We start from the raw sequence: 22,640 nt of genomic DNA, 5'->3' as shown, positions 1-22,640 counted from the left end.
ATGGTCACGACCGTCAGCCCGCTGAGAACTGCCGCCGCCATCCTGTTCGTCGCTCCCGTCGCCGTATTGAGCGCGTGCAGCCCGAACGAACCGATCGCCTCGCAGCCCGGAACCACACCCCCGGTGTGGACCGGATCCCCGGCGCCCGCCGCCGCGGGCGAAGGCTCCCACGGCACCAGCCACGGTGAGGACACCCACGCCGCTCCGCAAGCGTCCGCGTCCAGCGCCGACACGCTGACCGCGCAGATCAAGGCCCCCGACGGCACCCAGGTCGCCGCGGCGACCTTCGAGTTCCAGGACGGCTTCGCGACGGTCACTGTGCAGACGACCGGAACCGGCAAGCTGGCGCCGGGCTTCCACGGGCTGCACCTGCACTCGTTCGCCAAGTGCGAAGCCAACTCCGTTGCTCCGACGGGTGGCGCGCCCGGTGACTTCCTCTCCGCGGGCGGCCACTTCCAGGCCAACGGTCACAGCGGACACCCCGCCAGCGGTGACCTCGCCTCGCTGCAGGTGCGTGAGGACGGCTCGGCGATGCTGGTGACCACGACCAACGCCTTCACCAAGCAGGATCTGCTGGGCGGCAACGGTACCGCGATCATCATTCACGCCGACGCCGACAACTTCGCCAACATCCCGCCGGAGCGCTACCAGCAGATCCAGGGCGGCGCGCCCGGCCCGGATGAAGCAACGATGGCCACCGGTGACGCCGGCAAGCGGGTGGCGTGCGGTGTCGTCGGCACCGGCTAAGACTCCTTCGGAGAAGCCCGGCCGGATCGACTTCGCCGGGTCACCCCGGCCGACACTCGGCGTCGAGTGGGAGTTCGCGCTGATCGATGCGGCCACCCGTGACCTCAGCAATGAGGCGGCCGAGGTGATCGCCGATGTCGGCGAGAGCCCGCACGTCCATAAAGAGCTGCTGCGCAACACCATCGAGGTCGTGACCGGTGTCTGTGACACCGTCGACGAGGCGATGGTCGACCTCAAGGGCACCCTACGCAGTGCGCGGGACATCGTGCACGGACGGGGCATGGAGCTGTTCTGCGCGGGCACCCACCCGTTCGCGTCGTGGTCGACACAGAAACTCACGGACGCGCCGCGCTACGCCGAGCTGATCAAGCGGACCCAGTGGTGGGGACGGCAGATGCTCATCTGGGGTGTGCACGTGCACATCGGGGTGTCGTCGGCGCACAAGGTGATGCCGATCATCTCCTCACTGCTCAACCAGTACCCGCATCTGCTGGCGCTGTCGGCCTCGTCGCCGTTCTGGGCCGGCGACGACACCGGGTACGCCAGCAACCGGGCGATGATGTTTCAGCAGTTGCCGACCGCGGGCCTGCCCTTCCAATTCCAGACCTGGCGGCAGTTCGAGCGGTTCGTGCACGACCAGAAGAAGACCGGCATCATCGACCACATCAACGAAGTCCGTTGGGACATCCGGCCGTCGCCGCATCTGGGCACCATCGAGGTGCGGGTGTTCGACGGGGTGTCCAATCTGCGGGAGCTCGCGGCGCTGGTGGCGCTGACGCATTGCCTGGTGGTCGACTTGGACCGCAGGCTGGAAGCCGGCGAGCAGCTGCCGGTGATGCCGCCGTGGCACGTGCAGGAGAACAAGTGGCGCGCCGCTCGGTACGGTCTGGACGCCATCATCATCCTCGATGCCGACAGCAATGAACGGCTGGTCACCGAGGACCTGGACGACCTGCTGACCCGGCTGCAGCCGGTGGCCGAATCACTGCACTGCGCAGACGAATTGGCAGCGGTCGCCGACATTCCGCGACGCGGCGCGTCCTATCAGCGCCAGCACCGGGTGGCCGAGCGCAGCGGCGGCGATCTGCGCGCGGTGGTTGACTCGTTGGTCGGGGAGCTGGACATCTAGCCCGCGTCACGACGATGCGGGCCGCACGCCCGAGGAGGAGTGGTGCAATGGACCCGAGGGAGGCGCCGATGAGGATGAGACGACTGGGACTCGCGGTGGTGGCGACGGCTGTCGTCCTGACCGGCGGCGGTTGCGCCAAAGCGATCACCGGGACCCCGGTGGCCACGCCCGGTGAGGCGGGCAAGGGCATGGTGCCGGCCGATCTGCTCACCACGACGTGCCGGGAATTTTTGACCATGGACACCGTCACCCGGCGCGAAGTGATCGTGGCGATCGGGAAAAGCGGAAATCAGCTGGTCTCGATGAACCCGCAACTGTGGGCGGGAGTGGCCAGCGCGCTGTGCGGATTCGTCGACCCCAGCGCGCCGGTCAAGGACGTGGTCATGGGGCAGGGCATCCGGTAGTCATGACCGTACAGCCGATGTTCCCGCTGCAGTCGGCGCTGCTGCCCGGAGAACCGTTGCCGCTGCGGATCTTCGAGCCGCGCTACTCGCAGCTGGTGCGAGACTGCCTGGAGATGACCGATCCCGCATTCGGAGTCGTGATGATCACCCGCGGCCTGGAGGTCGGTGGCGGTGATGTCCGCGGCGACGTGGGGGCGCTGGCCCGCATCACCGAATACGCCGACCACGGGATGGGCCAATATCAACTCGGCACCGTCATCGGTGAACGAATCCGGGTGCGTGAGTGGCGCAGCGACGACCCGTACCCGCGCGCTGACATCGAGGTCTGGCCCGACGAGCCGGGCCCTCCGGTCACGCACGAACGCATCGGTGAGATCGTCGATGCGATGCTGGCACTGTTCGAGCGGATCGTCAGCGCGCGGGGCGCGCGGTTGCGGCCCGATGCGCTCGCGGTAGAGCCCGAGGTCGCCGACGATCCGTCCCGGCACATCTACGCACTTGCCTCGCGGGTGCCGATGGGGCAGGCCGACCGGTATGCGGTGCTGGCGGCGCCGACGCTCGCCGAGCGGGTCGACGTGCTGGCCGACGCCATCGAAACAGTCTCTGCCATGGTCGAATTCCAGATCGCCTCCGACGAGAACGGGCAATAGCCGGTTCAGTTCTCTCCTGTCGGAGTGGGATGACACCATCGGTGCATGACGTCGATGGAACGGCCGATGCCGCCGCTGAATGCCGATGAGCGCACCACACTGGAGAATTGGCTGGACTTCTACCGCGTGACCTTGGCCACCAAATGCGAAGGCCTCGAGGATGACCGGTTGCGCTCCGCGTCGGTGCCGCCGTCGCCGTTGACGTTGTTGGGCTTGCTTCAGCATGCCGCGGAGGTGGAGCGGAATTGGTTCCGTCGCGTCCTTGCCGGAGAGAGCGTGCCGCCGATTTTCGGAGCAGCTGATCAGCCCGAGGGGCACGACGGTGGGTTCGCAGTGACGGCGGAGTCGTCATATCGCGCCGCCGTGGAGATCTGGCAGGACGAAGTCAGGTACGCGCGCGCGAACTGCGCTGCCCGGGCGCTCGATGACACCAGCCCCTTCATGGGCGGTGAGGTGAGCCTGCACTGGATCTACACCCACATGGTCACCGAGTACGCCCGCCATTGTGGGCACGCCGACCTGATCCGTGAATGCATCGATGGGGCCTCCGGGGTCTGAAACCCGTCCTCCGAGGCCGAAGCAGTCGGGTGCTCAGCCGGGCCGTCTGCTCGGTGTGCCCGCGGCGATATGGCTGACGGCACATTCGGCGAAAATGCTGACGAGATCGCTGGTTTCGCCTGCGCGTCGTGCCAACGCCACCTCTGCGGGTTCGACGTCGCGCAGCGGTACGGCCAGCAGGTCCGGGTGGAGGTCAGGTAGTCGACTATCGGCCGGCGCGATCAGTACGCCTGCACCGCTGGCGACGTAGTCGGCCAACTCCGCCACTTCCTCGATCACCGGCCCGTCTTCGGTCCGGCCCACAAACTGAGTTTCCGCCCGCCAGAAGGTATCCCAGGCCGCGTCGCCGGTTCGCGGCATCGGTTCGGCGGCGATGTCCGAGAGCTCGAGTTCGTCGCGCATGGCCAGTCGATGGTGGCGCGCCAGCAGCACCGCCCGCGGTTCGCGGTACAGCACGGTGACCTGGATGCCGTCGGTGGGGATGGGCAGACGTGTCACAGCGACATCCACCCGGTGATCGACCAGCGCCGGCCGCGCCCCGTTCCACGGCAGGTGCGCGGTGGTGACCTCCGCATCGGGACAACGTCGCCGCAACTCGCGCACCGCCGAGGACACGACCAGATTCGTCGTGTAGCCGATCACGATGCGCCGAGGCGCGGCAGCCGCACGGGTATGGGCCGCGGCGTCGGCGGCGGTCTCCAGCAGTGTCTTGGCGTAGCCGGCAAAAGTCGCGCCGGCCGCGGTCAGTACGCTGCCCTGAGCAGTCCGCTCGAACAGCGTTGCGCCGAGCTGCTTTTCGAGCCCGCGGATCTGCCGGCTCAATGACGGTTGCGTCATGTGCAGCGCCGCGGCGGCCCGGCCGAAGTGGCGATGTTCTGCCACGGTCACGAAGTAACGCACGACGCGCAGATCGAGATCGGCCGGACCGGGCATGGGGCAAGCGTAGCCCGCCTGACGTGGGCTCATGCTTGTCAGGCATCCGGCAATGCAGAACAGGCTTTGGACGCGAGCGCGTGAGCTCCCGCATGGTGGACCCATGACAACCGGAGTCCTGCTGACACCCGATCGTTGCACCCACCACGTCGTCGACGACACCGTCGCCCAGGCGCGCCTGGCGCGTGAGGCCGGGGTGCGGCAGGTGTGGCTGGGTCAGCAACTGGACCTTGATGCGATCGCGCTCGCGGGCATCGTGGGTGCCCTGGTGCCCGAGCTGGGGGTTGGTACCTCGGTCGTCCCGATCAACCCGCGCCATCCCCTGGTCGTCGCGGCAGCGGCGCAGACCGCCCAGTCCGCCGCACGCGGCCGTTTCAGTCTGGGACTGGGACTCGGCGTGGCAATGCTCGAACAGATTGCCTTCGGTGTGCCCACCGATCATGTGGGACAACGACTTCGGGAGTACCTGACGGTGCTGTGCGCGATCCGAGACATGGGCACGGTGAACTTCCAGGGCGCTTACCTCACCGCCGTGGACCCGCACGTGATGCCGGTCGCGTTGCCGTCGGCAGTGCCCTATCCCATCTACGTCGCCGCGATGGGGCCGCAGGCGCTGCGAGTGACCGGAGAGCTGGCCGACGGGACGCTGCCCTACGCGGGACCACGCACGCTCGACGAGGTCATCGTTCCTGCGATCACGGCGGCAGCGGCCGATGCGGGCCGGCCTACCCCGCAGGTGTTCGGGCTGGTGAATGTCGCGATAACCGACGACGTCGACAGCGCGCGGGCGGTGGCGGCCGAGACTCTGGCGATGTATGACCAGGTGCCGTCCTATCAACGGATCAATTCTCGGGAAGGGGTTTCCAGCGTCGCCGATCTCGCCCTGATCGGCAGCGCGCAGGACGTGGCCAAGGGATTGGCGCGCTACCTCGACGCAGGCGCCACCGACGTGGTGCTGATGCCGGTTCTCAAAGGCCGGGATGCGCTTGCGCGCGTGTGCGAGGTTGCCGCTGACCTACCCGCACCCCGCGCACGAGTGAGGACGTCCCGCCGTGCACCGGCTTGATCGCCGGGGCAGGTTCAGAGCTTGTGCGCGTCCAGCAGGACGGTGTCGGGCACCGGGTCCTCGAGATCGTCTGGTGCGGGCCGCTTGTAGTGCGCCATGAGGTCGACGGCCGAGGTAGCGGTGACGTCCCAGCCGCGCTCGGTCAGCCACTTCACGACGTCGGTGCGTGCCTCCATGTACCAGAGCCTGGTGACGTCGGGCAGCTCCGGACCGCCGGCCTCGGCCGCGTCCCGGCGGGCCTTTGCCATCCGCTCTTGGCGGCGAGCCAGCTGCTCGGCGGAGTAGAACGTTTCACCGAACGCCTCCACCGACAACCTGCTGCCGGGGGCGCTGAGCTGGTCGATCTGCTCGAACAGCGCGTCCTGCGCGGCGGCGGGTAGGTATGGCAGTAACCCCTCGGCCGACCATGCTGTTGGGATCGAAGAGTCAAAACCGTTCTCGCGCAGTGCGGTTGGCCAGTCGTGGCGCAGATCGACTGCCACCGCGGCGTATCCGGCTGCCGGCTTTGCCTGATGCTCGGCCAGCACCCGCGCCTTGAATTCGAGCACCTTCGGCTGGTCGATCTCGAACACGGTGGTGCCACTGATCCATGGCAGCCGCCAGGCGCGGGTGTCGAGGCCCGCGGCCAGGATCACTGCCTGGTCAAGCCCGTTGGCGCCGGCGGTCGTGAAGAACTCGTCGAAGAACTTCGTACGGGATGCGATGTAGGCGGCCATGGCCTGTGCCCGCACCGGGTCTTCGTCGAGAAACGGCGAACGCCACCCTGCCTCGACGGCGGCCTCGACGAAGAAGTGGGCATACGGGTCTACATAGAGCGGGCATTCGGCGCCGGTCTCCGTCGCCCGTGCTCGGGCCACGCTCAGCGCGGTGGCGCCAACCCCTTCGGTGATATCCCAGGTGTCGTCGTCGGTTCGGCTCACGGCTCCGGCTTCGCTCCCTCTGTCTTGTCCGCACGCATCTCGTCGACTGTCAGCCCGTCGCTGACCCGTTGTTCACGGTAGGCCAGCTGCCCGACCCGGTGCGCGATCACCGGCGCGGTGATCAGGGTGAACATCGCGGTCAGCACCAGCATGCCGACGTCGGCGTTGCCGCTGAGCCGGATGGCGGCGCCGGCCAGGACCAGCAGCAGTCCCAGCACCTGTGGTTTGGTCGCCGCGTGCATGCGGGTCAGCGTGTCCGGGAAGCGCAGGACACCGATGGCCGCAGTCAGGGCCAGTGCCGACCCGGCCAGAACCAGCAACCCCGCCAGCAGATCCGGGGTGCTCATGACTCGTCCCGCCGCGCTACGTCAGGCACCCGGAACCGGGCCACGCTGACCGATCCGACGAAGCTGATCAGCGCCAGGGCGGCCAGGCTGTAGGTGACAGTGGTGTCCAGACTGAACGCCGCCCACGTGCCGATGCCGCACATCGTCACCGCCACCAGGGTGTCGACTGCCACCAGTCGGTCCAGTGTGCTTGGCCCCATCAACAGCCGGATCATCGTTAACGCGGCAGCCGCGACCAGCATCACGCCCGAGAGCACCCATACGATTGTCATGATTGGACCCCCTCCTCGGCTTCGCTTGCCGCGGGCCGCCATTCGAAGTCCCGCTCGAACGCCGCGATCAGCATCCGCTCCAGCTGGGTCAGCTGCCGGTAGAACCGCTCCACCGAACGCGGGGAGCCGACGTCGAGCACGTGGACGTACACCAGCCGTCGTGCCTGGTCGATCTCGAGGACGATCGTGCCCGGCGTCAGATTCACGATGTTGACCGCCAGGGCCAGCACCAGATCAGACTTCAGCGCCAGGTGGCCGCGCAGCACCGCCGACAGCGGCGGCTTACCCGGCCGGATCGCCAGCCAGGCCACCTGCACCGACGACTGCGTCAACCACCATGCGACATGCAGCACCAGCCGCAGCAGCGACAACGGATGTAACCGGCCCTGAACCGGCACCGACGGCAGCGGCAGCAACAGGATGATCAACAGCGCCACAGCCAGCCCCGACAGCACGTTGGCCACCGAGACCGTGCCCCACAGCAGTAACCACACCAGCGTCAGCCACACCACGGTCCAGACCCGAAGCGCCCACGTCCTCATCGGTAACCCCCCAGCACCGCGGTGATGTACTGGGCGCGGTCGAGCACTTCGACGGCCGCACGATCGGTGTAGCCGAGAATGGGGCCCGCCGCCACCGTCAACACCAGCCCGACCGCGATCAAAGCCATTGTGGGAACCAGCATTCCGGCCGGCATCCGGCCGACGTCGCCCCGATCGTCGAACGCGACGTCTTGCGCGTAGTCGTCGAGCAGAACCGACGGTGCGGAGTCGGCGAGCGCGCCTTCGGGTGCGTCGACCCGTGCTCGCCAGAACGCCTTGGTCCACACCCGGGCCACCACGTACAGCGTCAGCAGGCTGGTCACCACCGACCCGGCGACCAGCAGCCAGGCCAGCACCGATCCGTTGGCGCTACCCGCCTCGAGCAGCGCCACCTTGCCGATGAAGCCCGAAAATGGCGGGATACCACCCAGGTTGAGGGCCGGCACCACGAACACGAATGCCAGCAACGGGCTGGCCGCGGCAAGGCCGCCGAGGCGGCGCAACGTCGACGCCCCGCCCTGCCGCTCGATCAGTCCGACCACCAGGAACAGGGTGGTCTGCACGATGATGTGATGGGCGACGTAGTAGATCGCCCCCGACATGCCCAGCCGGCTGGACAGTGCGATGCCGAACACCATGTAGCCGATGTGACTGATGAGGGTGAACGACAGCAGACGTTTGATGTCGCTCTGCGCGATCGCGCCGAGGATGCCGACGAGCATGGTCAGCAGCGCCGCGATCAGCAGCACGTTGTCCAGCCGGCCGGCGGGGAAGAGCAGCGAGTGCGCCCGGATGATCGCGTACACACCGACTTTGGTCAGCAACCCGGCGAACACCGCGGTGACCGGGGCCGGTGCGGTCGGGTAGGAATCCGGCAGCCACGCCGAGAGCGGAAACACCGCCGCTTTGATGCCGAACGCGACCAGCAGGACCGCGAAGATGGCGCTGCGGGTGCCGGTGGTGACGTCCTGCAGCCGAAGCGACAACTCCGCCATGTTCAGCGTTCCGGTCGTCGCGTAGATCAGCGCCAGTCCGATCAGGAAGATCAGCGACGACACCATCGACACCATCACGTAGGAGATGCCGGCGCGGACCCGTTCCTTGCTCGCACCGATGGTCAGCAGCACGAAGCTCGCCGACAGAAGCACCTCGAAACCGACATACAGGTTGAACAGGTCACCGGCCAGGAACGCGGTGCACACACCGGCGGACAACACCAGGTAGGTGGGCAGGAAGATCGACACCGGTTGGCGCTCGTCGCCGTCCCGGATGCCCTGCCCGATGGCGTAGAACACCACCGCCAGTAGCACGATCGCCGACACCACCAGCATGAGCGCCGAAAGGCGGTCCGCCACCAGTGTGATGCCCAGTGGCCCGAGTCCCGCATCGGTCGGACCCCAGCCGCCGACATGCAGTGCCTGGGTGCCGTCGCGGTCGGTGAGGTACAGCAGCACCGCGCAGACCGTCAGCACACCGCTCAGCGCGAACAGCGCGATCAGCCGCTGCAGCCGTGGGCGGCGGCCGGCGACGAGCGTCAGCGCGGCCGCGATCAACGGGATCAGGACCGGCAGCGGCATCAACACCCCTGCTGTGCTCATGCGCGATCCCGCTTCGCTTCTCGCGTGGCTGTCATCGCGACCCCTCGTGGCCGGGCAGGGCATCGAGTTCGTCGGGCTCGTTGGTGTCGCGCTCCGGCACGTGCTGGGGTGCGTCCTCGTCGATCGAGGCCGCTTCGGAGTCGGACAACTTGGACACCCGGGTGTCCTCGGGATCGTTGCCGACGTCCTCCTCGGTGGTCAACCGGAACGAGCGGTAGGTCAGCGCCAGCACGAACGCCGCGATCCCCATCGCGATGACGATCGCGGTCAGGATCATGCCCTGGGCCAGCGGGTCGGCTGTCGTCGTCTCGGCGCCACTGGTCCGGCCGCGGATGGGTGGATTGCCGGCTTCGCCGCCGACGGTCAGGATCAACAGGTTGACCGCGTTGCCCGTCAGCAGCAGGCCCAGCAGCATCCGGGTCAGGTTGCGTGAAAGCAACAGGTAGACACCACAACTGGTGAGACCACCAATGATGATCAGCGGAACCAGGTAGACGATCATGAGGCTTTCGCCCTCAGCGCGGGGCGGGCGGCGGTGGCCAGTTCCTCGTCGATGCGCGCGCCGAGGCTGCGCAGCACATCGAGCACCAGGCCCAGCACGATCAGATACACGCCGAGGTCGAAGAACAGGGCGGTGACAAACTTCACCGAGCCCAGCAGCGGCAGGTGCAGCGAGATGACCGCCGAGGACAACGCGGGCGCACCCAGCAGCATCGAGCCGACGGCGGTGCCGCCCGACAGCGCCAGACCCGCCCCCAGGATCTTTCCGGCGTCCAGCGGCAATGTCTCGCCGAGTTCGTAGCGCCCGCCGGCCAGGTAACGCAGCACCAAAGCCAGGCCGGCGGTCAGCCCCCCGGCGAATCCGCCGCCGGGGGTGTTGTGTCCGGTGAAGAAGAAGTACACCGACAGCACCATGATCAACGGGAAGATCAGCCGGGTCGCGACCTCGAGCACCAGCGAGCGGTTGCGCGGGTCGCGCAGTTCGCTGCCGCGCAGCCACGTGGTGTCGCCGGCCGCCGGGCTGTAGGCGAGCGCCGGTAGCGCCCCGATGTCGGGCTGGCCGGCGTCGGACACCCGCGGCGCGGAGCCGAAGCGGCGGTTGCGGAACACCAGCGACGCGACGCCGGTGGCAGCGACCACCAGCACTGAGATTTCCCCGAGGGTGTCCCAGGCGCGGATGTCGACCAGCAGCACGTTGACCGTGTTGGACCCGTGCCCGCGGACATAGGCCGCCTCGGGCAGCAGATCGGCGATCGGGGTGCCGGTGCGGGCGGCCATCGCGAACGCGGCCAGGGTGGTGACGGTGGCGCCGACGGCCAGCGCCAGCGCGATCCGGGGGAGCCGGAAGCGCGGCGATTCCTCGGCCTCGGCGGGCAGCGTACGCAGCACGAGAACGAAGATGACCAGCGTCAGGGTTTCCACCAAGAACTGGGTCAATGCCAGGTCGGGGGCGCCGTGGAAGGCGAAGATCGCGCCGCAGCCGTAGCCGGTGATGCCGACCAGCAGTACGGCCGCCAACCGGTTGCGCATCACCGTGGCGGCCACCGCGGCGGCCAGGATGAGCAGCCCGACCACCGGCTGGACCAGGGAATCCCACAGCCGGAACTCGGGACGGTCGAGCGGGCCGAACGCCAGCACCCCGACGGGGAACAACACCAGCGTCGACAGAATCACCGACTGCGTGACGGGAATCGATCCGCGCTGGGTGACGGCCGTCAGCCGGACCGAGGCGACGTCGGCGCCGCGGATGACCGCGTCGTAGATCCGGTCGGCGTTACCCAGCGGCAGCCAGGATCCCAGCTGGGCGAGGCGCAGCCGTTCGCGGCTGACGAACGCCCCGATGCCGATCGCCAGCACCAGCGCGGACAGCAGCAGCGGCAGGTTCACCCCGTGCCACAGCGCCAAGTAGTAGTGGCCGTCGTCGGCGCCGGCGGCCGGCATGGTTGCCGCGTAGCCGTCCAGTGTGGTGTCCAGCCGGCTGGGCACCAGGCCGAAGAGCAAGCCGGCCGCAGCCAGGATCGCGGGCGCCACCAGAAAGCTCACCTTCGGGCGGTGCAGGTTGGCCACCAGCGTCGTCGGCTCGTGAGATCCCTTGCGCGCGAAAGCACCCCACAGGAATCGCAGACTGTAGATCGTTGTGAACACTGACCCGGTCACCACGCCGGCGAGCACGACCGGTGCCCACGCGCCGAGCGATTGGCTGTGCGCGATGGTCTCGAAGTCGGCCTCTTTGGCGACGAACCCGAGGAATGGTGGGATGGCGGCCATGCTGGCGGTCGCTGCCGCAGCGATGACGAACAGACCCGGCATGCGATGGCCCAGCCACGCCAGCCTGCGAATGTCGCGGGTGCCGGTGGAATGGTCGATGACGCCGACGACCATGAACAGCGTCGCCTTGAACAGCGCGTGCGCACACAGCATGGCCAGCCCGGCCAGCATCAGATCCTGACCGCCGCCACCCACCATCACCGTGATGAATCCGAGTTGGCTGACCGTGCCGAACGCCAGGATCAGCTTGAGATCGTTCTCGCGGACCGCGCGCCATCCGGCCAGCAACATGGTCAGCACGCCCAGGGTGATGACGGTGGGGCGCCATCCCGGTGAGTCGGCGAACCCGGGCGCGAGCCGGGCGATGAGATAGACGCCCGCTTTGACCATTGCGGCCGCGTGTAGGTAGGCGCTGACCGGGGTCGGCGCGGCCATTGCGCCGGGCAACCAGAAGTGGAACGGCACGATCGCGGACTTGGACAGTGCGCCCACGAGGACCAGGACGACGCCTACGGCGACAGCGGTGCCGTGCGGAGCCTTGACCACCAGCTCCGAGAGCAGATAGGTGCCGGCGGAGTGGCCGAGGATCACGATGCCGACCAGCATGGCCAGCCCGCCTGCGGTGGTCACCAACAGAGCCTGCATGGCTGCGCGACGGCTGGTGGCCCGCTCCGCGTAGTGCCCGACGAGCAGGAATGACAAGACGGTGGTCAGTTCCCAGAACGTGTAGAGCAGCAGCATGTTGTCGCTGACCACCAGTCCGAACATGGCTCCGGAGAATGCGACGAGTTCGGCCGCGAAGCTGGGCAACCGGTTCTCGGTGTGTCCGTCACGGTGGTGGAAGTACTCCGCGCAATAGAAGAGCACGAGCGCCCCGATGCCCAGGACGAGCACACTCATCACCGCAGTCAGGGTGTCGAATCGCAGAGTGATGTTCATCGACAGCTCGGGCGCCCACGGGATGTTCACGGTTGGGGCCGGGCGCCCGGACTGCGGCCAGTTCAGCCCCACCCAGACCAGAGAGCCCGCCGGCACCAAAGCCAGCGGGTAGAACGCCAGCCGCCCCCATCGCCACACGAGAGCCGGCGCCACGGCGGCGGCAATCGCGTGCGCGATCAGGATGACGAGCATGGCACTCCGCTCTAATGGACGCGCGAGCGCGTCGTCGATCTAGTCGACGCCAGCGCGTCAATGATCTACCGGCCGGTCGGGGTGTCAGCCAAAGGTTTTCGGCTAGTTCCTTCGTGCAGTCTACGTGGTTGACTCGTGCGCAGAATGTCCGGTCGGGATGCCGTGGTGCTCAGCGCCGCGGCGATGGCTCTGAAAGTGCTTGTCGAGCAATACGTTTCAGCATGTTACGGACGACGACCCGGTGTCCGCCGGATCCGATCACCAAGGCGCGGTAGATCCTGCCCGTGAATCCCGGAAAGGCCGCCCAGGTCTGCGCCGCCAGCCGGGTGCCGCCGGCCGGATCGTCGTCGAGCAGGAAGATCAATCGATAGACCGAGAACGGGTGCCGTCCGGTGAGGGCGAGGCGTTCGTTTTGCTCGGCGGCCTCGAGGGCGAATCCGAACGGCACCGTCTCGGGGTCGTCGGGATTGCTGCACATCGTCCGCAGCACGGCGTGCCACGTCGCTGCCCGGTCCGCGGCGACCGTTATGGCATGCTCGTCGATATAGGGCAAACGTTCCATATAGAAGGACTGTACTAGATCGTGGCACCCCCGCGGAAGCACGAAACCGACGTCATCCTGGATGCGGCGCGCGGCCTGGTCCTCGCGGAGGGGCCTCGCGCGGCGAGCGTCGCGGCCATCGCCAAAGCCAGCGGTGCCCCGGTGGGCACGCTGTACCACCGGTTCGGCAATCGCGACGCGGTGGTCACGGCGGTGTGGCTGCGCGCCCTCACCCGCTTCCAGTCCCGGGCGATGGCTGCGGCCGGGTCGGATCCGCTGGAGGTTGCGGTTGCGATGGCCCTGGCTGCGCTCGAATTCGCGACGGAATGCAACGAGGACGCGCGCGTGCTGTTGGCGATCCGGCCCGGCGATCTCCGCGACGCCCAGCCGGACCCGGAATTCACGGCGACGCTGACGGCGATGAACGCGCCCCTGACCGACCGGGTGGCTGAGCTGGCTCGCCAGCTTTACGGTCGCGATGACGCCCGCGCTGTCGACGCCGTCACCCGGGCGGTCGTCGACCTGCCCTACGCGGTGGTGCGGCGACACGCGCACGACGAGGGGATGCCGACGTGGGCGCGGGCCGATCTGTCGGCGGCTGTTCGGGCTCTGTTGAGTGCCCGCTTGCCCGAGGATGGCGCCTAGCGCTGCATGTAGACCACCGTCTGCACGCCGTTGACATCAGGACTGCCGGTGTAGAGGACGTCGGTCGTGCCCGATGCGTTTGCCGTCATGCGGGCGCGCTTGGCGTCGGCGCTCGCGACGATGGCGATGCCGCCGGCGTCGAACACATGATCCGGATGCCGGTAGGCGAAGTTACAGTTCGCCGGACCGCCCGTGACGCGCCGTGTGCCTTTGAGGAATCCCGTTGCGCCCGAAGGGATCCGGGACGGACAGCTAGCGACGTTGGTGGTGATGTCTGCGACGAACACCAGATCGTGGTCGGTGGTGTTGGTCAGCTCGAACTCCCACCCGTCGTGGTTCGGTCCCCAGGGGTCCTGGTGATCCGGTATCACGGTCATCGTCGCGTTCATGGGTGTCCTTCTGCGCTCGAGGTATCTGCCAAGTGCCAGTAAGGATCCCGTAGACGGTGACGGCTGCGCATCAGCCGATCGGAGGGTGGGCGGGAGGAAACCGGTGTCCCCCAATCGGACTACCGGCAGAAAGTCCGCACCGGAAGCACGTGGCCCAGCAAGCCGATCGCGCCGCCCAGTATCGGCCACACCGGCCAGAAGTACGCGGTCTCGCCGGTAGTGAGGGCCACCGCCGACCAGACCGCCACGACGATCGTGACCATCGCCAGATATCCGGCAGCGTGCAGCCGCAGCGAGACTCGAGCGGCCTGCTTGCGGGCGGCCACGCGGCGGGGGTCGCTACGTCGCAGGTGGTCGACGGGAAGGTCGGCGAGGACTCGGCGTATTTCCTCGGCGTTCTGCGCGGCGAACGCCGCCTGGACACGGGTGTCGTACTCGGCGAGGTCGATGTAACCCTTGGCGAGAGCATGGGACAGCAGCTCAGCGGTGTTCTCCCGGTCGCGGTCTCCGACCCGGGCGACGGTAGTGGTCATACCGTCCAACTCTGACATGTCATAAGTGGACTGTCAACGGGTGTTGTTGAATTGGGGCATGGCTGAGCAGGACAGAATCGTCAGTGCCACCCGACGGATTTCCGCACCCGCCGCGAGGATCTTCGAATTGATCGCCGACCCGGCGCGCCAGCCGGAATGGGATGGCAACGACAACCTCGCCCAAGCGGCTCAGGGTCAACGGGTACGCGCCGTCGGCGACGTCTTCACCACGACCCTCACCCAGGGCGCGGACCGGGAGAACCACGTCGTCGAGTTCGACGAGGGCCGGCTGATCGCCTGGCGGCCCGCGCCCCCTGGCGGGGCCCAACCGGGCCACCTCTGGCGCTGGCAACTCGACGCCGCCGACGACGGCACCACCGTCGTCACGCATACCTATGACTGGACCGAGTTGACCGACCCGGAACGTCTGCCCCGAGCGCGCGCCACCACTGCGGACAAACTGGCGGCCTCGGTCGACCGGCTCGCCGCGTTAGCCGAACAGGCCTAGCGGCCCGCGGCACCGTCACCGTTCGGAAAACTCCCGCAGCGACTCCACCTGCGCCGCATCCAATGACGGCCGCACCGTCTCGCGGGCCCTGGCCACATCGGCAGCGGTGACGTCGGCGGCGTCGATCGAGCGGCGCATCGCGGTCAGGGCCGCCTCGCGCAGCAGTGCCACGCAGTCCGCCGCGCTGTATCCGTCCAGTTCGCCGGCCAGCGCGTCGAGGTCGACGTCGGACGACAACGGCACGGATTTGCCTGCAGTGCGCAGGATTTCGCGGCGTGCGTCGGCGTCGGGCGGCTCGACGAACACCAGCTTCTCCAGCCGGCCGGGGCGCAGCAGTGCCGGGTCGATCAGATCCGGCCGGTTGGTGGCGCCGAGCACGACGACGTCGCGCAGCGGCTCGATACCGTCGAGCTCGGTCAGCAGCGCGGCCACCACCCGGTCGGTGACACCGGAATCGAAGCTTTGTCCACGCCGCGGCGCCAGTGCGTCGATCTCGTCGAGAAAGACCAGTGATGGCGCGGAATCCCTTGCCCGACGGAACAATTCGCGCACGGCCTTCTCCGAGGAACCGACCCATTTGTCCATCAGCTCGGCGCCCTTCACCGCGTGCACAGACAGCCGGCCGGAACTGGCCAGTGCGCGCACCACGAATGTCTTGCCGCAGCCGGGCGGGCCGTAGAGCAGCACACCCCGGGGCGGCTCGACGCCGAGGCGGGCGAAGGTGTCGGGATGTTGCAGCGGCCACAGCACCGCCTCGGTCAGCGCCTGCTTGACCTCGACCATGTCGCCTACATCGTCGAGCGTCACCGATCCGACGGACACCTCCTCGGTGGCCGAGCGCGAGAGCGGCCGGATCACGCTCAGCGCGCCGGTGAGATCGTCCTGGGTGAGCGCAGGCGGCTTGCCGTCCTCACTGGCGCGGGCGGCGGCCCGAAGGGCGGCCTCCCGGACCAGGGCGGCCAGGTCGGCACGAACGAATCCTGGCGTGCGATCGGCGATTTCATCCAGCGTGAGACTGCCGGCCGGCACATCGCGCAGCAGCACCTCCAGCAGTGCCTTGCGGGTGGCGCCGTCGGGCAGGCTCAGGCCCAGCTCGCGGTCACACAGATCCGGTGCGCGCAGCCGCGGATCGGCCGCGTCGGGCTGCTGGGAGGTGGCCACCAGCACGACGCCGGGAGCGACGACCGCCTTGCGCAGCTCGGTCAGGATCATCGCTGACACCGGTTCGGCCGGGGCGGGCAGAAGCGCGTCGATATCGGTGATCAACAGCACGCCACCGCCGTTGGTGACGGTGGCGACCGCATCGGCAACAGCGCGCTGCCGATCCTGCGCGGCCAGGGCCCCGGTGTCAGGCCCGTCGAGCTCGACCAACCGTCGCCCGGCGCACACCGCTCGCACCAGGGTCGCCTTGCCGACCCCCGCCGGACCGGTGACCAGGACGCCCAGATTCGGCTTCGCGCCGAGCTTTTCCAGCAGCTCCGGTTGATCGAGCGCGAGTTTGAGCCATTCGGTGAGCCGGCCGGCCTGCACGTGCTGGCCCTTGAGGTCGTCGATCGACACCGCCGGGGCCTCCGGCCACGTCGTCGGCTGGCTCACCGCCGCGGTGGGCCCGGACGCACCGGCCGCCGGCGTCAGACCGTCACCCCAGGTGACCGACGAATTCGGTTGCACGCTAACGGGTCCGGCCGGATCGGTGCCGGTCACGGTCAGCAATTCCGACGTCCAGGTGATACCCACCGAGGAGGTCAGCGCCGAGCTGGCCTGGGTGGTGGACGTCCCGGGACCAAGGTCGCGCGGGAGCAGCGACACCGTGTCACCGACGGTCATCACCTTGCCGAGCAGCGCCTGGCGCAATGTCGCCGACGAGACCGACTGGGTGGCCAGCGTGGAGCCGCGCAATGTGACCGACCGTGCGCCATACACGGTGACCGGGGCGACCAGCACGGTGGTGTCCTGGCGCAGGCCGGCGTTGGACAGCGTCACGTCGTCCAGTAGCGCGGTGCCGGCCGGGACATCTGCCGGCGCGATCCCGGCGACTGCGGAGGTGGTTCGGGAGCCGGTGAGCGACACCGCATCCCACTCGCGGATGCCGAGCGCGGCGAGAGCCTCCGGATGCAGCCGCACCACACCGCGCCGGGAGTCCAGCGCGGAGGTGTTCAACCGTGCGGTCAGCGCCAGGTTGGACGGCGCCATGTCAGCGACCGGGCTTGCGCAGGCCGAGGCGGGTCGACCGGCGATTCGGCTGGCCACGGCGATCCGCGCGCCGCGCCGCGCGCCGTTGTTTGGGTGCGTCGTTCCATGCCTCCGGCCGCGCGGCGACCCAGCGTTGGCTGCGGATGGTGAACGGGATTATGACCAGGTAGCCCGCGATGATCAGCAGGACCAGGATGTACGGGAACAGCAGCAGCGCCGCCGCGGCGGCAGCGATCAGGATCAGCAGGATCGGCGCGGCGTTCGGCGGCATCTTCACAGCCTTGAGCGCCAGCGTGGGCACCCGACTGATCAGCAGGGTGGCGTTGGCGGCGAACCAGAAGCAGACAAACCACGGCGAGGTCCACCAGCCGTGGCCGAACTGCAGCATCGCGGCGAGCGGTCCGATCACGCCGACCGCACCGCACGGTGCAGGCATACCGGTGAAGTACTCGCGGGTGTAGGCGGGTCGGGTGTCGTCGTCGAGCAGTGCGTTGAATCGGGCCAGCCGCAGCACGATGCACACTGCGTAGAGCAACGCGAAGATCCAGCCGACCGGCGAGGTGGGCAACAGCGTCACATAGACCACCAGCGCCGGCGCGACACCGAAGTTCACCGCGTCGGCCAGCGAGTCGATCTCGGCGCCCATCCGCGACTGAGCGTCCAGGGCCCGCGCGATGCCGCCGTCGATGCCGTCGAGCACCGCCGCAGCACCAATCAGGGCCAGCGCGATGTGCGGCCGGCCGTCCAGCGCGAACTTGATCGAAGTCAGCCCCGCACAGATGGCCAGCACCGTCGTCGCGCTGGGCAGAATGCGCATGGCTGACGGGCGGGGTTTGATCACGGCAGCTGCGCCAACACCGTCTCGCCGGCCAGCGTGCGCTGACCGGGTTCGACCAGGATCTCCGAGCCGGCAGGCAGGTAGGTGTCCAACCGCGAGCCGAATCGGATCAGTCCATAGGTGTCGCCGATGGCGACCTGGTCTCCGGGGTGCAGATCGCAGACGATCCGGCGCGCCAGCAGGCCGGCGATCTGCACGACCACCACATCCTGTCCGTCCGGTGTGTGGATCAGCACGCTGTTGCGCTCGTTGTCCTCGCTGGCCGCCGCCAGTTCAGCCGAATGGAAACGGCCGGGCCGGAATTCCACGGCCAGCACCTGGCCGCCGACCGGAATCCGCTGCACATGAGCGTCGAGCAGCGACAGGAAGATGCTGATCCGTGGCCGCGGCCCGGGCGGCAGACCCAGTTCCGCGGGCGGTTCGACCTCTTCGACCAGACAGATCAATCCGTCGGCCGGGGCCACCACCACGCCGGGGCGGCTCGGGGGAGTCCGCGGCGGATGCCGGAAGAAACCGGCGTTGGCGGCGGCGGCGGTCAGGCCCGCGCGGCGCAGCCAGCGGTTCTTTCGGCCGACGCCGGCCACCGCCAGGCCCGCCGCGATGAACGGCAGGCCGGCGGGGTGAACAGGGGGAATGGAGGAACGCACCAGCGCGACCAGCCGCTGGGGGCCGGACTTCATGGTGTCTTCCGCGGTGCGGGGGCGTCTGGCCATCGGCGACGATTCTACGTGCGGGCTGTGGTTGTGCGGGCGCAGACCTAGGACAGGTCCCAGAGTTGGACCCGCTCGCCGGCGGCCACCTCGGTGACGTCCTCGGCGATCTCCAGAAGGCAGTTCGCCGACGCCAGCCAGCGAAGATGGTGCGATGCCGGCGGCCCATAGGTCGTGACGGTGCCCGCCTCGGCGTCGTAGACACCGCGCCGGAACTGGCGCTTGCCCTTCGGCGATGTCAGGTTGTCGGCCAGCACGGCGGTGCGCCGCGGCCGGTTCGGGTTGGCCAGGCCCATCGCCGCGCGCAGTGCGGGTCGGACGAAAACCTCGAAGGAGACCAGCGCACTCACCGGGTTGCCCGGCAGCGTGACGATCGACGTGCCGTTTGCCCGCCCGGCGCCCTGCGGCATACCCGGCTGCATCGCAACCTTGACGAAGTCCACCGCGCCCGCGCCGAACGCATCCTTCACGACCTCGTACGCGCCGGCGCTCACGCCGCCGGTGGTGATGATCAGATCGGCCTGCCCGGCGAAGCCCTCCAATACGGTGCTGAACTGGTTGACGTCATCGCTCGACGTCGGTGTCGCGACCACGTCGGCGCCGGCCTCGCGGACCGCGGCGGCCAGCATGATCGCGTTCGACTCGTAGATCTGGCCGGGCCGCAGCTCGGTGCCTGCCGAGACCAGCTCAGAACCCGTCGACATCACCAGGACCCGCAGCCGCGGCTGCACCGTCAACGAGCCCAGGCCCAGGGCGGCGGCCAGCCCCAGTGCCGCGGGGGTCACCAGCTGGCCGGCGCGCAGCACCGTGGTCCCGGCTGTCACATCTTCTCCGGCGTGCCGCACATGCTGGCCGGGTTTGGCAGCGATGCGGATCTCGACGGTGTCGATACCGGCATCGGTGGCCTCGACCGGCACCACTGCGGTCGCACCGGCGGGCAGCGGTGCGCCCGTCATGATCCGGTGCGAGGTGCCCGCCGCCAACGTCAAGGTGTCAACGCGGCCAGCCGGAATGTCCTCGGCGACAGGCAATGTGATCGGACTGTTCTCGGAGGCTCCGGCAACGTCCTCGACGTGAACCGCGTAGCCGTCCATCGCCGAGTTGTCGAACACCGGCAGCGACATCGGGGCCGCCACGTCGGCCGCGAGAACCAGGCCCTCGGCGTCTGCCAGCTCCACCGTCGCCGCCGGGCGCGCGGTGATCAGATCGGCGACGACCCGCTGATGCTCCTCGACAGTGCGCATCAGACGGGGAATTTCACGCCGGTCAGCTCCTCGGACACCGCCCAGAGTCGCTGCTGGACGTTGCGATCGTGGGACTGATTGCTGGAGCTCACCAGCTTGGGGTAGCCGCGCAGCTCACGGAAACCGTCGGGCCCGTAGTACTGCCCTCCGGTGACCGACGGGTCAGTGGCGGCCCGCAGTGTGGCCAGCGCACCCATCTCCGCGCTGTTCAACAGCAGCCCGCTGATGAGCTTGACACCGGGAAGCGAGCTGCCCGGGACGTGGCGGATCAGCTCGGTGTCCGAGACACCCGGGTGTGCCGCTACGGCAATCGTTTTCGCGCCGGCCGCGGTGAGGCGCCGCTGCAGTTCATAGGCGAACATCAGATTGGCCAGCTTCGACTGCCCGTAGGAGGCGACGCGCTCATAGCGGCGGCGCTCCCACTGCAGGTCGTCGAACGCGATCTTGGCGCGGATGTTGTGCGCGACGCTGGCCACCACGACCACCCGTGATCCGTCAACCGGCAGCAGCTTGTCCAGCAACAGCCCGGTGAGCGCGAAATGGCCCAGATGGTTTGTGCCGAACTGCAATTCGAATCCGTCGGCCGTGGTCTGCTTCGGCGGATACATCACCCCGGCGTTGTTGATGAGCAGATCGATCCGGGGATAGGCGCTGCCCAGCTCGGCCGCGGCGTCCCGCACCGACGCCAGCGAGCCCAGATCCAGCTTGTGCACCGTCACCTCGGCCGTGGGTGCGGCTCGCCGGATCTCGGCTGCCGCGGCCTCACCCTTGGCGGTATCGCGCACCGCCATCACCACCTGGGCCCCGTGCTGTGCCAGCACCCGGGCCGTGTCGAATCCGAGCCCCGTATTGGAGCCGGTCACGATCGCAATGCGTCCGCTCTGATCGGGGACGTCCGCCTCGGTCCACTTTTGTGCGCTCATGGCACGACGATAGACGGCCCAAGTTGCGGACAATCGGTGGCCGTTTACTGTCGCGGTATGGCTATCGGTGGGGTGCTGTTCGACATCGACGGTGTCCTGGTGACCTCGTGGACGCCGATCCCCGGGGCCGCCGAAGCGCTGGCGGTTCTGGCCGACCATCAGATCGCGCGGTCCTACCTGACCAACACCACCACGCGCACCCGCAGCCAGATCGCGGCGGCACTGTGCGCTGCCGGAATGGACGTCCGGCCCGACGAGGTGATCACCGCGGCGGCGCTGACCGCCGACTACGTCCGGGCCAACTACCCCGATGCGCGCTGTCTGCTGGTCAACAACGGCCAGATCACCGACGACATGCCGGGCATCGACATCGTCGAATCCGGGGTGGATGACGGTGCGGATTTCGAGGCGCCCGACGTCATCCTGCTCGGCGGCGCCGGTCCGGAGTACAGCCACCGCACGCTGAGCCGGGTGTACGAATGGATGGCCCAGGGGGTACCGGTGGTGGCCATGCATCGCAGCACCGCGTGGACCACCGCCGAAGGTCTGCGCATCGACACCGGCATGTACCTGATCGGTATGGAGGAGACCTCCGGGCGCAAGGCCACCGGTGTCGGCAAGCCCGCGCCCGCAGGCTTTCTGGCCTCCGCGGCCCGCCTCGGCGTCGACCCCGATGAGATGTACATGGTCGGCGACGACCTCAACAACGACGTGCTGGCCGCCCAGGTGGTCGGGATGACCGGCGTGCTGGTGCGCACCGGCAAGTTTCGCCAGGACACCCTGGACCGTTGGGCTGCAGACGAATTTGCGATGCAGCCCAACCACGTCATCGACTCCGTCGCCGTGCTGCCGGAGTTGCTCGGGTTGTAGCGGCGGACGGGGGTCCCCGCTTGCGCCCAACGTCACTCCAGGGTCACCGTCGACGTCGAGCGCGACGCTGGTGTGACGCTCAGTGGCGATGAGTTTCTCCGCCGCGGCGGGTCTGTCTGACTATGACCGAAATTCTGATTGTCTCCACCACCATCGACGCACCCGCGGCCGCCGTATTCGGAGTGCTTGCCGATCCGAGCACTCACCAGGACATCGACGGCACCGGCTGGGTTCGGGAACCGTTGGACGACGGCCGGGCCCTGACCGAAGCCGGACAGATCTTCCGGATCGCGATGTACCACGACAACCATCCCGACAAGCACTACGAGATGGCCAACCAGGTCACCGTGCTCGAACCCGACCGGGCGATCGGGTGGGCGCCCGGCGGGCTGGCCGACGACGGCACTATCGAACTCGGCGGCTGGACATGGCGTTACGACCTCGAGCCCCTCGGCGACGAGCAGACTCGGGTCACCCTGACCTACGACTGGTCGGGTGCCACCCCGGAAATCCGGAAGAACATCGTCTTCCCGCCGTTTCCGATCTCGCACCTTGATAATTCGCTGACGAATCTGGGCAAGCTGGCCATCGACCGGGGATGAGTCGGGCGACCGCCTCGACAGGGCCTCGCGGACCCCCACGCTCTCGACGACCGGGCCCGACGCAACGTGGATGTAAATT

Annotated in this window: 26 protein-coding genes; 10 read left to right on the top strand and 16 right to left on the bottom strand. The window is 68.3% G+C overall.

Annotation, left to right across the window (positions count from 1 at the left end; all coding sequences use genetic code 11):
* From sodC to G6N32_RS24700, 5 genes are all read left to right on the top strand, one after another.
* Complete coding sequence (gene sodC, locus G6N32_RS24720; protein ID WP_115318484.1) at positions 1–747, top strand: superoxide dismutase[Cu-Zn]; 747 nt, start codon at positions 1–3, stop codon at positions 745–747.
* Entirely contained in the window at positions 728–1,876 is a 1,149-nt protein-coding gene (locus G6N32_RS24715) for a glutamate--cysteine ligase (protein WP_115318485.1), read from the top strand. Before sodC ends, G6N32_RS24715 begins: the two co-directional genes overlap by 20 nt.
* Positions 1,877–1,944: 68 nt before the next feature.
* Positions 1,945–2,280, top strand: a complete 336-nt coding sequence (locus tag G6N32_RS24710; protein ID WP_147291988.1) for a hypothetical protein — start codon at positions 1,945–1,947, stop codon at positions 2,278–2,280.
* A 2-nt stretch (positions 2,281–2,282) separates the two neighbouring features.
* A complete protein-coding gene (locus tag G6N32_RS24705) occupies positions 2,283–2,930 on the top strand; it encodes an LON peptidase substrate-binding domain-containing protein (RefSeq protein WP_115318486.1) in 648 nt (215 codons plus the stop codon).
* A gap of 45 nt (positions 2,931–2,975) precedes the next feature.
* On the top strand, positions 2,976–3,488 hold the full coding sequence (locus G6N32_RS24700; RefSeq protein WP_163789432.1) for a DinB family protein: 513 nt from the start codon (positions 2,976–2,978) through the stop codon (positions 3,486–3,488).
* Positions 3,489–3,521: 33 nt separating this feature from the next.
* Here the strand turns inward: G6N32_RS24700 and G6N32_RS24695 are convergent, their stop codons facing one another.
* Positions 3,522–4,421 (bottom strand): LysR family transcriptional regulator, encoded by a 900-nt coding sequence (locus G6N32_RS24695; RefSeq protein WP_115318487.1) that lies wholly within the window; start codon positions 4,419–4,421, stop codon positions 3,522–3,524.
* A 103-nt stretch (positions 4,422–4,524) separates the two neighbouring features.
* Between G6N32_RS24695 and G6N32_RS24690 the strand changes: the two genes are divergently transcribed.
* Complete coding sequence (locus G6N32_RS24690; RefSeq protein ID WP_115318488.1) at positions 4,525–5,487, top strand: TIGR03564 family F420-dependent LLM class oxidoreductase; 963 nt, start codon at positions 4,525–4,527, stop codon at positions 5,485–5,487.
* A gap of 14 nt (positions 5,488–5,501) precedes the next feature.
* On the opposite strand, the gene G6N32_RS24685 is transcribed toward G6N32_RS24690, so the two are convergent.
* The 8 genes from G6N32_RS24685 to G6N32_RS24650 all read right to left on the bottom strand — a co-directional run bounded on the left by G6N32_RS24685 (position 5,502) and on the right by G6N32_RS24650 (position 13,127).
* Positions 5,502–6,407: an SAM-dependent methyltransferase gene (locus G6N32_RS24685; protein ID WP_115318489.1), complete on the bottom strand. Its 906-nt coding sequence runs from the start codon at positions 6,405–6,407 to the stop codon at positions 5,502–5,504.
* A complete protein-coding gene (gene mnhG / locus G6N32_RS24680) occupies positions 6,404–6,754 on the bottom strand; it encodes a monovalent cation/H(+) antiporter subunit G (RefSeq protein ID WP_115318490.1) in 351 nt (116 codons plus the stop codon). The genes G6N32_RS24685 and mnhG overlap by 4 nt, the downstream gene beginning before the upstream one ends.
* Positions 6,751–7,026 (bottom strand): monovalent cation/H+ antiporter complex subunit F, encoded by a 276-nt coding sequence (locus tag G6N32_RS24675; protein ID WP_115318491.1) that lies wholly within the window; start codon positions 7,024–7,026, stop codon positions 6,751–6,753. The genes mnhG and G6N32_RS24675 overlap by 4 nt, the downstream gene beginning before the upstream one ends.
* Positions 7,023–7,568 (bottom strand): Na+/H+ antiporter subunit E, encoded by a 546-nt coding sequence (locus G6N32_RS24670; RefSeq protein WP_115318492.1) that lies wholly within the window; start codon positions 7,566–7,568, stop codon positions 7,023–7,025. The genes G6N32_RS24675 and G6N32_RS24670 overlap by 4 nt, the downstream gene beginning before the upstream one ends.
* Positions 7,565–9,166, bottom strand: a complete 1,602-nt coding sequence (locus G6N32_RS24665) for a Na+/H+ antiporter subunit D (RefSeq protein WP_115318493.1) — start codon at positions 9,164–9,166, stop codon at positions 7,565–7,567. The genes G6N32_RS24670 and G6N32_RS24665 overlap by 4 nt, the downstream gene beginning before the upstream one ends.
* 31 nt (positions 9,167–9,197) lie before the next feature.
* Positions 9,198–9,668 carry a Na(+)/H(+) antiporter subunit C gene (locus G6N32_RS24660; protein ID WP_115318494.1) on the bottom strand — a complete coding sequence of 157 codons (471 nt, stop codon included), beginning with the start codon at positions 9,666–9,668 and terminating at the stop codon, positions 9,198–9,200.
* A complete protein-coding gene (locus tag G6N32_RS24655) occupies positions 9,665–12,565 on the bottom strand; it encodes a Na+/H+ antiporter subunit A (RefSeq protein ID WP_115318495.1) in 2,901 nt (966 codons plus the stop codon). The genes G6N32_RS24660 and G6N32_RS24655 overlap by 4 nt, the downstream gene beginning before the upstream one ends.
* Positions 12,566–12,734: 169 nt before the next feature.
* Complete coding sequence (locus G6N32_RS24650; RefSeq protein ID WP_115318496.1) at positions 12,735–13,127, bottom strand: hypothetical protein; 393 nt, start codon at positions 13,125–13,127, stop codon at positions 12,735–12,737.
* A 21-nt stretch (positions 13,128–13,148) separates the two neighbouring features.
* Here G6N32_RS24650 and G6N32_RS24645 point away from each other — a divergent pair, with 21 nt between their 5' ends.
* Positions 13,149–13,751 carry a TetR/AcrR family transcriptional regulator gene (locus G6N32_RS24645; protein ID WP_115318497.1) on the top strand — a complete coding sequence of 201 codons (603 nt, stop codon included), beginning with the start codon at positions 13,149–13,151 and terminating at the stop codon, positions 13,749–13,751.
* On the opposite strand, the gene G6N32_RS24640 is transcribed toward G6N32_RS24645, so the two are convergent.
* Together G6N32_RS24640 and G6N32_RS24635 are read right to left on the bottom strand one after the other, a co-directional pair.
* Positions 13,748–14,140, bottom strand: a complete 393-nt coding sequence (locus tag G6N32_RS24640; protein WP_115318498.1) for a hypothetical protein — start codon at positions 14,138–14,140, stop codon at positions 13,748–13,750. The genes G6N32_RS24645 and G6N32_RS24640 overlap by 4 nt on opposite strands.
* 119 nt (positions 14,141–14,259) lie before the next feature.
* Positions 14,260–14,673: a DUF1707 domain-containing protein gene (locus G6N32_RS24635; protein ID WP_115318499.1), complete on the bottom strand. Its 414-nt coding sequence runs from the start codon at positions 14,671–14,673 to the stop codon at positions 14,260–14,262.
* Between the two features lie 58 nt (positions 14,674–14,731).
* On the opposite strand from G6N32_RS24635, the gene G6N32_RS24630 reads away from it, so the two are divergent.
* On the top strand, positions 14,732–15,181 hold the full coding sequence (locus G6N32_RS24630) for an SRPBCC family protein (protein ID WP_115318500.1): 450 nt from the start codon (positions 14,732–14,734) through the stop codon (positions 15,179–15,181).
* 15 nt (positions 15,182–15,196) lie between these two features.
* On the opposite strand, the gene G6N32_RS24625 is transcribed toward G6N32_RS24630, so the two are convergent.
* The 5 genes from G6N32_RS24625 to G6N32_RS24605 are packed head-to-tail and all read right to left on the bottom strand — an operon-like array spanning position 15,197 to position 21,089.
* Complete coding sequence (locus tag G6N32_RS24625; RefSeq protein WP_115318501.1) at positions 15,197–17,374, bottom strand: AAA family ATPase; 2,178 nt, start codon at positions 17,372–17,374, stop codon at positions 15,197–15,199.
* Between the two features lies 1 nt (position 17,375).
* A complete protein-coding gene (locus G6N32_RS24620; protein WP_083118378.1) occupies positions 17,376–18,191 on the bottom strand; it encodes a CDP-alcohol phosphatidyltransferase family protein in 816 nt (271 codons plus the stop codon).
* Positions 18,192–18,211: 20 nt separating this feature from the next.
* Positions 18,212–18,925: a phosphatidylserine decarboxylase gene (locus G6N32_RS24615; protein ID WP_115318502.1), complete on the bottom strand. Its 714-nt coding sequence runs from the start codon at positions 18,923–18,925 to the stop codon at positions 18,212–18,214.
* A 44-nt stretch (positions 18,926–18,969) separates the two neighbouring features.
* A complete protein-coding gene (moeA, locus tag G6N32_RS24610) occupies positions 18,970–20,166 on the bottom strand; it encodes a molybdopterin molybdotransferase MoeA (protein WP_115318503.1) in 1,197 nt (398 codons plus the stop codon).
* Positions 20,166–21,089 carry an SDR family NAD(P)-dependent oxidoreductase gene (locus G6N32_RS24605; protein WP_115318504.1) on the bottom strand — a complete coding sequence of 308 codons (924 nt, stop codon included), beginning with the start codon at positions 21,087–21,089 and terminating at the stop codon, positions 20,166–20,168. The genes moeA and G6N32_RS24605 overlap by 1 nt, the downstream gene beginning before the upstream one ends.
* Positions 21,090–21,146: 57 nt before the next feature.
* Between G6N32_RS24605 and G6N32_RS24600 the strand changes: the two genes are divergently transcribed.
* Complete coding sequence (locus G6N32_RS24600) at positions 21,147–21,959, top strand: HAD-IIA family hydrolase (RefSeq protein ID WP_115318505.1); 813 nt, start codon at positions 21,147–21,149, stop codon at positions 21,957–21,959.
* 122 nt (positions 21,960–22,081) lie between these two features.
* Positions 22,082–22,561 carry an SRPBCC family protein gene (locus G6N32_RS24595; RefSeq protein WP_115318506.1) on the top strand — a complete coding sequence of 160 codons (480 nt, stop codon included), beginning with the start codon at positions 22,082–22,084 and terminating at the stop codon, positions 22,559–22,561.
* Positions 22,562–22,640 lie beyond the last annotated feature (79 nt).

It is taken from the genome of Mycolicibacterium aichiense (genome assembly GCF_010726245.1).
GTDB classification, from domain to species: Bacteria; Actinomycetota; Actinomycetes; order Mycobacteriales; family Mycobacteriaceae; genus Mycobacterium; species Mycobacterium aichiense.
Note: the sequence above shows the minus strand (reverse complement) of the source record. Positions and strands in the feature narration are given on the sequence as shown.